Genomic DNA, 12,302 nt, shown 5'->3' with positions numbered 1-12,302 from the left:
GGCCAAATCCGAGTACGCATTCGAGCGTCAGGCACCCTTTCGCCAAACCAGCCCGATGGAGGGTGAAATGCTGCGCTTTGCCAGTGGCGTGATGACGACATCTCCTAACGACGAAACCTCGGACTGGGAGTACAGGGCAGGCAAAAAGGTGGCGCCCATATTCATCGAGACCATCTGGCGCAGCGCATCAAGGTTTGTACCTTCGTAGTCGCGTACCACCTGCGCGCCAAATTCCTCACAAAGGGCATGCACTTGATCATGTAAGTAGTAGTCTGGCGCAAAGGGCAACACCGGTTGGTCTTTTGGATCGTACATGGACAGCCCTTGCTTGCCTGCCAGAGGGTGATCTGACGACATCGCAAACAAAATCGGCTCACGAAACAACCGCTGGGTTATCAAATCCGTGGTGTGCATCGGTATTTGCGCAAGGATCACATCATGCACCCCAGCTTTGAGATCTTCCTCAAGCTGGCTGGGAACGCCTTCGCGAATATGGAGTTTGGTTTCCGGATGTTTGCGGTGCAGGGCGGTTACAATAGGTGGCAACAGATATGGACCAAGCGTTGCCTTCACACCAAGCCGTATTGTGCCGGCCAATCCATGTTTCGCTGTGGCTGCATAGTCCTTGATGGCTTGAGCATCCAAAAGTACACGCTTCGCGCGTGCGAGGACCTCACGCCCCACAGGGGTAAGAATAACGCCGTCCTGGGTCCGCTCCACCCAAGAGGTTCCAAGCGAAGAACCAACGGCGGCTTTTCCGCTTTGCATTGCAGACGGGGGCCGGCTTCCGTGCTTTGCGTAAGTATTCGTGCGCCGCAGCATTGGTCACAAAGGGCTCTAGGCAGACCTTCCCTGCAGCCTCCATGAAATTCTGCTAAGGGCCATTGCGGTGGATGTAGTTCGGACAAACCGAGAACCGTAGGCGGGGGCATCCCCCACTGAGAGCTGCCCTCCCACAAAGCGCGTATAAAATTTCGGGCACTTTCGGATCTTCACATATCAAAGTGACAGCGGGAGGCGGTTTCATTGATCCATCGCAAAGACCAATGGCGCGTTCGTGGTTTGTAATGAGATGGCAAACAGGGCGCAGAGAGCACGGCTTTAGAGCTAGCTCAGGCATTGACGCTGTTCTGTTCAAAAGGAGATGCCGATGGAAATTGATACAGTTACAATTCTCATCTTCGCATTCCCTTATCTAGCGTTGATTGCAGCATTGGCGAAAAGCAAAAATAGACGGATTTGGCCTTGGCTTTTGTTGTCGATCGTCTTGCCGGTGCTTGGTCTTATAGTGCTCATATTCGCTTGGCCCGTCACTGAGGACAGAGACGACGAAGACGCCATATCATGAACCTACAATCGAGCTGCACATGGGACCGATATGGCCTCAAATCTGCCGTTCGCTGCGACGCACACCAAGGGCTGTTATGCCGGACTTTGTAGACTTTCACTTCAGCCGTGCAATTGGCTGGCACCTACGCTTTACATTACTCTGCGGCCATTGCTGCCTGCGCACACAAGCAGTTTGCCGCAACGCGGCCATCGGCCTGCGAAAGCGCAAAGTCCAGCCGTTGCTTAAGATGTCGTGCTTGGTCCGTATTCCCCGCTTTACGAGCGTTAAGACAGTCACGAGGCCCTTGAGACTCCAGACATTGTCCGGATGAGTTGTGCCGCGTGAAAGCTCCCCGCCCAAACCTAGGTCTTCGCGGCAGACCGCTTCCGCATTTTGAGTCCGGTCCTGCTCAAACAATAACGCGCCAAAGCGCGTGGCGCTTAGGGTGTACCAAGCCCCATCGTTCATCGTAGGGCAGCGCGTCATCAAGCTTCACGGAGCGGCGCAGGTGAGCAAAGGCCCCTGCGAAGTTGCCTTTGCGATCCTTTGTCCGTCATCCATTGGGTGCGTCAAACCAAGGAACGATCATTGTGTGATGACATTCGTTAATATCGCGCAGATGCGATTGCCAGCCCATCGGCGACAGCTGTAAAAACCTCGGTGAAGGAATGTCGGGCGTCAGGAAATTGCGTCTTCATGGTTTCCGAAACAATCGACATCAGGCTGGAACCGCCGACATAGATTACTCGCTCCACGCTGGCCGCGCCGAGGCCCGCCAATTGCACTGTCTCTTGCGCTCCAGCACGGAGCTTTTGTGCCATTGGGGCAAGTATCAGAGCCAAATCTTCGGTCGTCAATATGCAGGAGAGGCGCCGCTCGATCTGGTCCAGAGCGATGCGAGACTGCTCGCCGCCGATATTGGCTGCAATCTTGCCGCTCTCAACTGCAAAAGCTAAATCATGTCCAAGCTCATCCTCCAATACAGTGACAAGGCGGTTCAGCTTTTCCGGATCATAGGACAGCCGCGCCATTTCCTCGACCATACGACAGTTTTTAGGGGTATATAGAAAGGGGATTTTCTCCCAAGTAGCCAAATCGTTGAAAATCGCGTTGGGTACAGGTGAACTGCCGGGACCCATCATCTTGTGCAACTGTGTCCCCTTGCCCAGCAGCGGCATCACCCGATCAATATTGATTGCGCGGTCGAAGTCGGTGCCACCGATGCGGACACCGTGATTGGCTAGAATTTCCACGCGCTCATTTTCCAGCCGGAACATTGAGAAATCAGAGGTGCCACCGCCAATATCAACTATCAATCCGATCCCGCCGGACGGATCCACTGCAACGCTGGCGATTGCGGCGGCCTCGGGTTCGAGAATGAAATCGACCTCATTAAATCCTGCAGCGAGATAACAGGCCCGCAAATCAGCCTCGGCCTGCAACTCGCGCGGGTCGTTTGAGGCATGGAAAACCACCGGGCGACCCGAAATGACACGGTCGAATGTAAGGCCGGTTTCCACCTCAGCCCGGATTTTGATCTGTTGCAGGAAGCGGGCAATGATATCGACGAACGTCAAACGCTCATTCAGGATTTGACGTTTTTCGTGCATCAGGGTTGTGCCTAGAACGCGCTTAAGCGCTCGCATAAATCGCCCATCAGCCCCGTCCAACAGCGCCTGATTGGCCGGTTCGCCCATCAGGGTCTTCCGGTTCTCGAAATCGAAAAAGAAGGTTGAGGGGAGCGTTGTCTGACCTGCAGCCACTTTGATCAGTCGTGGCGTACCATCGCACAAATAGCCTGCTGCAGAGTTGGAGGTGCCAAAGTCGACCCCCAGGCAATGTTGAGCCATGCCAAATGCCTCCCTATCCTCATACAAGAGGTGAGGCTCTATGGGAGCATATTGCGGCCGTCAAGCTGAACAGCCTGGCGCCGTTTCCGACGTCAAATTCAGTCGGGCTGCATGAAGTGCGCCGTCAAGTTCAAGACAAGATATTTTGCTGCAGGATGAGGGGCGCGGGCTAGTCGCGATCCCATAGCCAAGGAAGCTATTATTTTCAATAACTGTGAAAATGGCGCCATGGGTTGCGTTTGGAGAATGGTGCACGATGCCTCTTAACAGACGCTTGCTGCGATACCCACCAAGGTCCGCTGAGTGGACAAACTCGGCGCTCAACAGCGTCACATCGGGCTTTGTCGAATTCAGCCTCTCAAAAATGGGAAGATTCTGGAACCCCTGCAACTGGGGCACGTCCTGATGAACAAGAGATGATCGGGCGCCCCTCAACCGGCGAAGCCGTTGTCAGATATCAAAGTTACACGCCGCTTCCTTGCACCACTGGTGATGTTGAGGCAATGTCACTTTGGGCAGGATAGGGCGCCCCTCTCGTTCGAAAGGGTTTACCCGCAGCTGACATTTTCGAGGAAATCTATCAGGACGCAAAAAAGCCAATGCAATTGGGCCAAGCGAATTTATAGGACGGCTAGATATTCTTGGCCAGTCAGCCTTCCTCACCCCAAAGCGGACATACAAGGGGAACTTCCCGTTCGTTTACGACAAGTGGCCTGACCTTTTTGCTAAGTTTCGCCATGAGAAGAAATAGGAGTGACCGCATTTGCGTATAGCTGTGATTGGTGCCGGGGCTATCGGAGGATGGCTGACAGCGGGGTGTATTGAAGCTGGAGCAAAAGCGACAGTTCTGGCGCGCGGGGCTTCGCTGGAAGCCTTGCAGCGCGACGGACTGAGGCTGGACGACGGCGAAAAGCAAAAACGCTATCGGGTTGAAGCAACGGATAATCCCGGCGCGCGCGTGGTGGGCACCGTTGTCCATGCCGCAAGCCATGTCACCGCGCCCGGCAACATCCGACTTATGAAAGCCAACAAGGTCTGGCTGGGCGACGCGGGATCGGGCCAGCATTCCCAGACCGTTGCTAAGCTCTTCGCGGCAGGCGGCATTCCGGCCGAAAACACAAAAGAGTTGCACTGGCACGTCTGGAACAAGCTCTGGGGCAATTCCAACGTGAACCCGCTTTCCACGCTGGCGCGCGCGGATGTGTCTCAATTACTCGATGACGATCACGTACGCAGCCTCATTCAGGCTATGATGAGAGAAATGACAGAGATCGGCGCACTCATCGGCCTGACCGGATTTGATGAACTTGATGAGCGCATTGCGATTACGCGCAAGTTTGGCCCCTTCCGCGCTTCAATGTTGCAAGATTTAGAAGCCGGGCGCCCCCTCGAGCTTGATCCAATCCTCGGCGGCCTCTTGGAACTTACGCGCTAACTTGGTCATCCGACGCCTGCGATGGATGGAGTCTATGGTCCGGCGCGGATCCTAGATCGGAACCTTCGCACTTAAGGGCAAGGCTTTCACGCCAGTCTTGTTAGACTCTAGGGGCCGCTTTGCCCCGCACTGCAGGCGTTGATGCAAAGCGCAGCGAAGGTCTGCTAAGAACCTAAACTGACTTGGATACCTACGAGCACGCTGCAATACTTAAACGTGGTGCGGTCGCCATTGCGCCGCATCCCAGATCCTATCAATCCTTAAACTCTGGACGCCGTGACCTTCCGGATGTAGAATTGTTCGCAACAGGATTGCTGGGGGCGGCCTGTGGGCCCGCCGCTCGCATTACGCCTTTCGTATCCACTTTACTGTGCCTGACCGACCAAATGCGCGCGTTTAGACGCGCGCTCGTCTCTATCGAAAGCAAGTTTTAGGACCGCGAACACACCAGATCGCCGGGCCATTTGATTATTGCTGTTGCGGCCGGTTATCCGGTCAGGAAGGACGCGTTGCATGAATGAGCCGATGATACTGATAGAGTCTATAAGCAAGACCTATCATCTGAAATCGCGGCCCGAGCCTATTCGTGCGCTCGACAATGTCAGCAACCGTATCGATGCTGGTGAAGTTGTCGTCATTATCGGCCCATCCGGATCGGGAAAGTCCACGCTACTGCGGTCTCTTAATGGATTGCAGGACGTTGATACCGGAAGGATCGTTATTGATGGCGAGGAAGTGACGGACAAGAAGACGGACATAAACAAACTCCGCGCCAAAGTCGGGATGGTGTTCCAGCACTTCAATCTGTTCCAGCACAAGACAGCGCTTGAAAACATTGTGATGCCGCAAGTGATCGTTGCAAAGCGATCCCGCAAAGAAGCCGAAGAAATCGCGAATGCTCTGCTTGCACAAGTCGGCATACCGGATCACGGCGACAACTACCCTTCGATGTTGTCGGGTGGTCAACAACAGCGTGTCGCGATTGCCCGCTCGCTGGCGATGAAGCCCAAAGTTATGCTGTTTGACGAAGCCACTTCGGCGCTTGATCCGGAGACTGTCGGCGGCGTCCTTGAATTGATGCGCCAGTTGGCTGCAGACGGCATGACGATGGCTGTCGTAACGCACGAGATGGGGTTCGCGCGTGAAGCGGCCGACAGGATGATCTTCATGGACGAGGGCAAGGTCATCGAAGAAAACACCCCCGGCAATTTCTTTGACAATCCACAGTCCAACCGCGCGCAGGATTTCTTGCGCCAGATACTTTGACCAAACAACGCGACCAAAACAAAAAACAACCAAAAAAGGGAAAACGAGAATGAAACTCAAAACACTGATGAAGGGTATCGCCGGAGGCGCCTGCCTGTCTATTGCTGCGACAATGTCGTTCGCGGAAACGACCATGGAAAAGATCGTCCGCACCGGCGAGATGACGATTGCCGTTCAAACCCAGGGGCCACCGGTCAGCTTCGTCAACAAGGACGGTAAGCGGACCGGACTTGCAATCGAACTGGCGCGCATGATGGCCGCCGACATGGAAGTCGAGCTGATCATCCAGGACTACGACTGGAAAGGCCTGATCCCAGCGCTGTCATCGGGTAAGGCTGATTTCATCGCAGCCGACATGACGCCCACCGCCAAGCGCCATATGCAGATCGTCTTTACCGAGCCAGTTTTCTTTTCCGAGACAATCGCATTTGCGCCAGCAGATGCACCGTTTACAAGCTGGGAAGAACTGAACGCAGACGGTGTTTCGGTCGCGGCAACTCAGGCGTCGTCCTGGGCTGATACTGCGCGCAAAGTACTGCCGAATGCCGAACTGAAAGAGTTCGCGGGCGGGACCGCTCAGGCGGTTCAGGCTGTCGTTTCGGGGCGTGCCAGTGCGGGACTGTCGGACAAAGCCACGATCGCGGGCTTCATGAGTTCGATCGAGGGGCTGAAGGTTTTGGAAGGCGAGCTTGCACGAGAACCGCTTGGGTTTGCGACCCGTCCAGATTCAATTCACCTGCTGTTGGCGCTCGACAATTACGTGCGGCTGATCAGAGCAGACGGTCGTCTTGATACAGCGCTTGATTACTGGTGGAATTCGACTGCCTGGGAAGCTGACAACAAATAAGCTGACACCGACCGGGGCGCGTTTTGCGCGCCCCGGCACAGCGACACGCATCCTTGCGCGTTAAAACCAAAGCGGTGGACCCCCTATGGACTGGCTCCAACACTACTTCAATTTCCGCATCGTCGGGCAGTATACCGATGTCTTTATCGCAGGGATCGGCCAGACGCTCTGGATTTCAGGCCTGTGCCTGATCCTGTCGCTGATCTTCGGGACTTTGGTGGCTTTAGGTCGGCTGTCTACTAACCCGCTGATCTGGAGACCAGTCGCGGGCTATATCCAGTTCATACGATCCACGCCTTTGCTGATCCAGATTTACCTTGTCTATTACGGCCTGCCGTCGATCCTGCCGATCGGAAACCTGCTGGACGAAACACAAACCGGCATTCTGGCATTGACGATCCATACATCGCCTTACTTTGGCGAGATCATCCGCGCTGGCATCACCTCGGTGGACCGCGGTCAGATAGAGGGCGCGCTGTCTGTTGGCATGACACCACGCCAGGCGCTCTTCAACGTGACGCTGCCTCAGGCGCTCGCCAATGTAATGCCCCCGCTTTTGGGTCAGACGGCGGTGCTTATCAAAGACACCTCGTTGCTTTCCATTATCGCGGTATTCGAGCTGATGGGGGCCGGTTTACGCATGTTCTCCGAGACGGTGATCGCAACGGAAAGCTATGTGACTACAGCGGTGTGCTATCTGCTGATCTATTCGATGATGCTGGTCATCTCAGGAATTCTTCAAAATAAGCTGGGCGGTAAAGCCTGGCAAGCAAATTAGGGGGCAGTGTGATGGACTCGATCTTCGACAAAATTGACATCGTACAAAGCCTCTGGCCGTTCCTCCTTAAGGGTCTGTGGTCGACGTTTAAAATCTCGATACTAGCGATCTTTTTCGGATCCATTATCGGGTTTTGTCTCGGAGTCACAAAAACAACTGGCTATTATCTCCTCACCAAACTGATCAACGGCTATCTCCACATACTGCGCGGATCACCCTACCTTGTTCAGCTGTATATTATCTTCTTTGTTCTGCCCTCGCTGGGCATCTCTTGGCTGCAGTTTGACGGCTTCACTGCGGCGGTGGTTTCTCTGTCGCTTTATACCTCAAGCTATGTGACCGAGATCGTCGCTTCTGCCATTTTCGCCGTTCCAAACGGGCAAAGCGAAGCGGCACGATCCGTTGGCATGACACGCTTTCAGACCTACAAGAATGTCGTGATCCCACAAGCCATGAAGCTCACGATACCGCCCATGGCCAGTGTCTATGTCATAGTGATCAAAAGCACGGCTGTCTTGTCTGTCATCGGCGTCTCTGAACTGACGAGACAGGGCGAGGTCGCAATCATGCGGATGCCCGGCGACATCATGTTCATCTACTGCCTGATTGCCCTGTTCTACTTTCTTTACTGTTATCCGGTCCTGCGCTTTTCGAAATGGGCCGAGGGCAAGTTCGGCTCGGTCGTAGAAGTGGATAACTAGAACACGGCCCCTCGCAGAGGCCGGTCCAGACGGTCATCTTCGCCAGATGATTGAATATTCAGGCGGCGGCCAGCAGCGCCCGGCCAATTTTCTCGACATGAACGTAGTCCGTGCCACAACACCCGCCGAAGACGTTCATTTGGGGAAAAGCGGTCCTGATATCGACATACTGGCTCGCCAATTCATCGGGATTTCCCTCTTCGAGATGGCCCAACTGGCACAAAGTTCCGTGGTCAAGGGACGAGGCGTTGGCACGTAACCCGCGGATACGTTTTGCCCATGGCTCGTCCGCAAGCGCAGGACCAAAATCAACGGGGTGCGAGCAATTGATCATATAATATGCGGGCGCGTTTGAAGTTGCAGCATCAACCGTTTCGATTGCCTGTTTCAACGTTTCACCGCTGCGCAGCTTGCGATCTTTTTCGACCGTGAAGGCGATCACAGACGGTAAGCTTACCTTGGCTGCAGCCCTTGCGATGCCAACAGCCTCGGCTGTCGTGTTCAAGGTCAACGCCGTAACAATATCGGCGCCAGCGCCTTTGAACGTCTCGATCTGCTCTCCATGGTAGGCTTCGGCATTTTCGGCGGTTAAGTCTTCATTTGTTTTGTAGGCATCGCCTTTCGGTCCGATGCATCCGCTCATCACGGTATTTTCCGCCGCCAGTCCGGCTATTGCCGCACATTCGCGGTACAGTTCAAAACATTTGTGGTTCATCTCTGCAAGACTATCGGTGGAGTATCCCAGCAAGGTGCCCCAGTCCCGACTTGCCCGATAGGTCAAGCTGTCAAAGATGAAGGGCGTTCCAAGCTTCACGGCGACTTCCGCAAAGGCAGTGTAGTACTCCCGCAATGCGTCGGCCGATTTCTTTTCGTTTAGCAGATGAAATGCGCTGAATTCCGGAAGTTCGAACCCGCGCTTGTACATGAGCCACGTTTCAGTGCCGCCATCAGTTAAAAAAATGTCATCTGTTTGGTGGGGTAATAGGGGTGTCGCGCGGGTCATGTGTTGCTCCTGTCCAGTGAGTAAACTTGTATCGTTAGTTTAGGTTTTGCTCGCCACATCTGACAAACGATCATAAGTTTAGACATAGCTTAGATTTTCTAAGGCATGATATATATGACCCGACGCTTGCCATCGCTTAACCAATTGCGTGCATTCGAGGCGGCCGCCCGCCATGAAAGCATCAAGTTAGGGGCAAATGAATTATGTGTGACGCCCGCTGCAGTTGGCCATCAAATCAAGGGGTTAGAGCTTGAGCTGAAGACAGCGCTGTTTCTACGCAAGACCCGCAAGATTATACTGACTGAAGAAGGCCGTACATTGTCCGAACATCTGGGCAAAGCGTTGGACGCAATCGAAAATGCTGTTGCGGAGGCCCGCAAGTCTCATCTAGTCGGAACTTTGAAGATCTCGATTGCGCCGTTTTTTGGCAACAGGTGGTTGCTGCCACGTCTCCCAATTTTCCACAAAAAACATCCCGGCATCGAGATCAAACTGTCGCTTTCCTTCGACTATGTCGATCTCGGGACGTCTGGCTTTGATGCGGCAGTGCGATATGGCGCAGGCGAATGGGACGGCATGATATGCACGCTCATCTGCAAGGACGTTGTAAGGCCAGTTTGTGCCCCGCAATTGGTAGAGGGGCGTCGGTTGCCTCTGGCAGCCCAGGACATTCTAGAGCTGCCGCTGGCCTGTGGACAACGATGGCGCGAAGATTGGATGGTTTGGGCACATGCGGCGGAAGTAAAAATTGCCGAACCCAGAAGAATAATCGAATACGAAAGCCGCGCATTCATGTTTGACGCAGCCCTTTCGGGCCAGGCAGTGATCCTTGCCGATTCAAGGATGACAAAAGCGGATGAGGCCGCAGGCAGTCTTGTTCAGCTTAGTCCGATCAAGGTTGATCGCCCGCAAGGGATCTATGTTGTCTCCGAGGTGACACCGAACCCGGACCCGAGACTTGTCCTATTCGAAAACTGGATGAAACAAGAAGCGGGTTCATAACACGCTCGGAACCGGAGCGGCCATTCGATCATCGGCAGAGTTGCGGACAAAGAGGGCGTTCTCCCGCTCGCGCGAAGGTTGCCACCTTTGCAGATACGACGGGCATAAATGAGATCATGCCTAGCCGGTGCCAAACCGTGGAATACTCACGGGGAGTTCGCAGTTCGCCACTCAAAGCCAGATGCGAGCCGTATAGAGTCGCGCGCGATTGCGAGCATCCAGCTTTGCCTCGAAGCGCTCGATTTTCCGCGCTACATTGGTATTTGTTTGGGCCCGGGAGTTGACAGAGGGGGCTGCGAAGATTTCTCTCAAAAGTCTCATGTGCATTTTCCTTTTGCTGTGTTGGCGGTTGATAAATTTGCTTTTCTTTTGTGGGCGGTTGATAAGAATGAACATGCCCATGCGGCCGGGTGCGATCTATCGGACAGATGTCCCTTAAGGGCTTGCGAGAGGTCAGAAGTGATAGGACATATGTACCGCGAGACAGGTAATTGAGGCCGGTTCGCTTCACAGAGACCAAGGATAGTATATCGCTCGCATGGACGCGCAGCGGTTCAGGTCTTCCCATGGTAAAAGCCGCTGCGTGGCTGACGCATCTTGAGTACGACACAGCCAGTCCGATCTGGTCTCATTGGGTGCGGTTCTTGGAAGACCACTTCGACTATTTGAGGTATGATGAACGAGGATGTGGACTGTCGGATCGAAGGACCGGCACGCTCGATGTCGAAGCCTGGACAGACGATCTTGAGCGGGTTGTGAATGCGGCCGACTTGCCAAAGCCCTTCGTAATTCTTGCGATGTCACAGGGCACTGCTGCAGCTGTAAACTATGCCGCCAAGTACCCTGATGATGTTTCACACCTCATTCTTTGTGGCGGGTACGCGCGAGGCGTGCATCATCGAGGTAATCCCGACGCCGCAAAATTCTACGATGCAATTGTTAACGTATTTAGGATGGGCTGGGATTCATCAAATCAGGCATTTCGAGAAGTGTTCACTAAGAGGTTTGTGCCCGATGGAAACCCCGACAAGATCCGCTGGTTCAACGAACTCTGTCAGCGGACAACGACGCCTGAGGTCGGCGCCGAGTTGCTACGGGCGCGAGGCGAAATGGATGCCAGCGACGTGCTTGGATCGATCACTTGCCCAACCCTGATCCTACATGCCGAGGGTGATCAAGTTGCGCCTTTAGAAGAGGGGCGCTTCTTGGCGCGCAAAATTCCCAACGCAGAATTGGTAGTTCTTCCGTCTGAAAATCATATTCTTCAAGAAGACGAGCCGGCCTGGGGGATATTTTGCCAAGAGGTTCTGAACTTCGTCGGCCCAAGCAATATCGAAACAGACGTTGTCCTCACACCTCGCGAACGAGAGGTTTTGGCAGGCATCTGCAATGCGAAGAGCAACAAAGAGATCGCTCGTGACTTGGGTGTCAGCGACAAGACAGTGCGCAATCAGGCGACAAGTATCTTCGCAAAGCTTGGGGTTGCGTCGCGACAAGAAGCTATCTTGAAGGCTCAGAAAAAGTAGACCCCGCCGTGAAGGAATGGTCCGCTGCCAGCGAACGTCTGGTCTGTCACCCGCACAGCGGCCTTTAGTTGATCTGGCGCGAATAGCCGCTCCGAGCCCAAAGCCGACTTGGAATTTGGTCAACTGCGAAGTGTTTTGATAAGTGCAGCGACATCTTCATCGCCATGGCCAGCTTTTACAGCGCGTCGGTAAAATGCGCTCAAAAAGTCAGGTAGTTCTGAGTTGATACCTGCTGTATGAGCCTGTTCGCGTATATTCTCGGCAACATCCGCCCACACTGTGAGAGATCCGCCGTCGTGAAGGCTGTTCAGGGCGAATGCGCACTTTGCAATAATTTCAAATCTTTTTGGCGCAATCGGCCCATGTAGGCAGAGTTTGCCCAGCATCTCAACGTCTGCGCCCTCTGCCTCACATAACCTCGCGGAAATCTACTGTTGTTCCATTCGATCTGCCATCGGAATTTTCACCTGACCCGCTGACCGAGGTCATTCAGGCTGGAGCCAAGGAATTGCTTCGCACAGCAATTCAGGCCGAAGTTGCTGGCTTCATGACCGCTCACGCGCA

12 protein-coding genes are annotated in these 12,302 nt (G+C 54.2%); 8 read left to right on the top strand and 4 right to left on the bottom strand.

Translation table 11 applies throughout. The annotated features are described in order from the left end of the window. Positions 1–27 precede the first annotated feature (27 nt). A complete protein-coding gene (locus Q1B15_RS18445) occupies positions 28–720 on the bottom strand; it encodes a LysR substrate-binding domain-containing protein (RefSeq protein ID WP_299756525.1) in 693 nt (230 codons plus the stop codon). 430 nt (positions 721–1,150) lie between these two features. Between Q1B15_RS18445 and Q1B15_RS18440 the strand changes: the two genes are divergently transcribed. Continuing rightward, positions 1,151–1,348: a hypothetical protein gene (locus tag Q1B15_RS18440; protein ID WP_299756523.1), complete on the top strand. Its 198-nt coding sequence runs from the start codon at positions 1,151–1,153 to the stop codon at positions 1,346–1,348. Between the two features lie 587 nt (positions 1,349–1,935). On the opposite strand, the gene Q1B15_RS18430 is transcribed toward Q1B15_RS18440, so the two are convergent. After that, positions 1,936–3,180 carry an Hsp70 family protein gene (locus Q1B15_RS18430; protein WP_299756521.1) on the bottom strand — a complete coding sequence of 415 codons (1,245 nt, stop codon included), beginning with the start codon at positions 3,178–3,180 and terminating at the stop codon, positions 1,936–1,938. 763 nt (positions 3,181–3,943) lie between these two features. On the opposite strand from Q1B15_RS18430, the gene Q1B15_RS18425 reads away from it, so the two are divergent. The 5 genes from Q1B15_RS18425 (at position 3,944) to Q1B15_RS18405 (ending at position 8,207) form a co-directional block, all read left to right on the top strand. Next, complete coding sequence (locus Q1B15_RS18425) at positions 3,944–4,615, top strand: ketopantoate reductase C-terminal domain-containing protein (protein WP_299756518.1); 672 nt, start codon at positions 3,944–3,946, stop codon at positions 4,613–4,615. 525 nt (positions 4,616–5,140) lie between these two features. After that, the gene (locus tag Q1B15_RS18420) at positions 5,141–5,881 is read left to right on the top strand and encodes an amino acid ABC transporter ATP-binding protein (RefSeq protein WP_366141750.1); all 741 of its coding nucleotides are present in this window, start codon (positions 5,141–5,143) and stop codon (positions 5,879–5,881) included. A 49-nt stretch (positions 5,882–5,930) separates the two neighbouring features. Further along, complete coding sequence (locus Q1B15_RS18415) at positions 5,931–6,728, top strand: transporter substrate-binding domain-containing protein (protein ID WP_299756513.1); 798 nt, start codon at positions 5,931–5,933, stop codon at positions 6,726–6,728. 85 nt (positions 6,729–6,813) lie between these two features. Continuing rightward, positions 6,814–7,506 carry an amino acid ABC transporter permease gene (locus tag Q1B15_RS18410; RefSeq protein ID WP_299756511.1) on the top strand — a complete coding sequence of 231 codons (693 nt, stop codon included), beginning with the start codon at positions 6,814–6,816 and terminating at the stop codon, positions 7,504–7,506. 11 nt (positions 7,507–7,517) lie between these two features. Further along, complete coding sequence (locus tag Q1B15_RS18405) at positions 7,518–8,207, top strand: amino acid ABC transporter permease (RefSeq protein WP_299756509.1); 690 nt, start codon at positions 7,518–7,520, stop codon at positions 8,205–8,207. A 58-nt stretch (positions 8,208–8,265) separates the two neighbouring features. On the opposite strand, the gene Q1B15_RS18400 is transcribed toward Q1B15_RS18405, so the two are convergent. Then, a complete protein-coding gene (locus Q1B15_RS18400) occupies positions 8,266–9,210 on the bottom strand; it encodes a homocysteine S-methyltransferase family protein (RefSeq protein ID WP_299756506.1) in 945 nt (314 codons plus the stop codon). Between the two features lie 114 nt (positions 9,211–9,324). Between Q1B15_RS18400 and Q1B15_RS18395 the strand changes: the two genes are divergently transcribed. Together Q1B15_RS18395 and Q1B15_RS18390 are read left to right on the top strand one after the other, a co-directional pair. After that, complete coding sequence (locus tag Q1B15_RS18395; RefSeq protein WP_299756504.1) at positions 9,325–10,212, top strand: LysR substrate-binding domain-containing protein; 888 nt, start codon at positions 9,325–9,327, stop codon at positions 10,210–10,212. A gap of 566 nt (positions 10,213–10,778) precedes the next feature. After that, the gene (locus tag Q1B15_RS18390) at positions 10,779–11,738 is read left to right on the top strand and encodes an alpha/beta fold hydrolase (protein WP_299756502.1); all 960 of its coding nucleotides are present in this window, start codon (positions 10,779–10,781) and stop codon (positions 11,736–11,738) included. Between the two features lie 119 nt (positions 11,739–11,857). Here the strand turns inward: Q1B15_RS18390 and Q1B15_RS18385 are convergent, their stop codons facing one another. Further along, positions 11,858–12,124: a hypothetical protein gene (locus Q1B15_RS18385; protein WP_299756499.1), complete on the bottom strand. Its 267-nt coding sequence runs from the start codon at positions 12,122–12,124 to the stop codon at positions 11,858–11,860. Between the last annotated feature and the right edge of the window lie 178 nt (positions 12,125–12,302).

It is taken from the genome of uncultured Boseongicola sp., assembly GCF_937988555.1.
GTDB lineage: Bacteria > Pseudomonadota > Alphaproteobacteria > Rhodobacterales > Rhodobacteraceae > Boseongicola.
The sequence above is the reverse complement of the archived record's forward strand: the minus strand, read 5'-3'. Positions and strand labels throughout refer to the sequence as shown.

Bases quoted from the DNA above. Each gene is read 5' to 3' on its own strand.
- Q1B15_RS18440 (WP_299756523.1), top strand. From the start codon at position 1,151: ATGGAAATTGATACAGTTACAATTCTCATCTTCGCATTCCCTTATCTA.
- Q1B15_RS18430 (WP_299756521.1), bottom strand. From the start codon at position 3,180: ATGGCTCAACATTGCCTGGGGGTCGACTTTGGCACCTCCAACTCTGCA.
- Q1B15_RS18420 (WP_366141750.1), top strand. From the start codon at position 5,141: ATGATACTGATAGAGTCTATAAGCAAGACCTATCATCTGAAATCGCGG.
- Q1B15_RS18415 (WP_299756513.1), top strand. From the start codon at position 5,931: ATGAAACTCAAAACACTGATGAAGGGTATCGCCGGAGGCGCCTGCCTG.
- Q1B15_RS18410 (WP_299756511.1), top strand. From the start codon at position 6,814: ATGGACTGGCTCCAACACTACTTCAATTTCCGCATCGTCGGGCAGTAT.
- Q1B15_RS18405 (WP_299756509.1), top strand. From the start codon at position 7,518: ATGGACTCGATCTTCGACAAAATTGACATCGTACAAAGCCTCTGGCCG.
- Q1B15_RS18400 (WP_299756506.1), bottom strand. From the start codon at position 9,210: ATGACCCGCGCGACACCCCTATTACCCCACCAAACAGATGACATTTTT.
- Q1B15_RS18395 (WP_299756504.1), top strand. From the start codon at position 9,325: ATGACCCGACGCTTGCCATCGCTTAACCAATTGCGTGCATTCGAGGCG.
- Q1B15_RS18390 (WP_299756502.1), top strand. From the start codon at position 10,779: ATGGTAAAAGCCGCTGCGTGGCTGACGCATCTTGAGTACGACACAGCC.
- Q1B15_RS18385 (WP_299756499.1), bottom strand. From the start codon at position 12,124: ATGCTGGGCAAACTCTGCCTACATGGGCCGATTGCGCCAAAAAGATTT.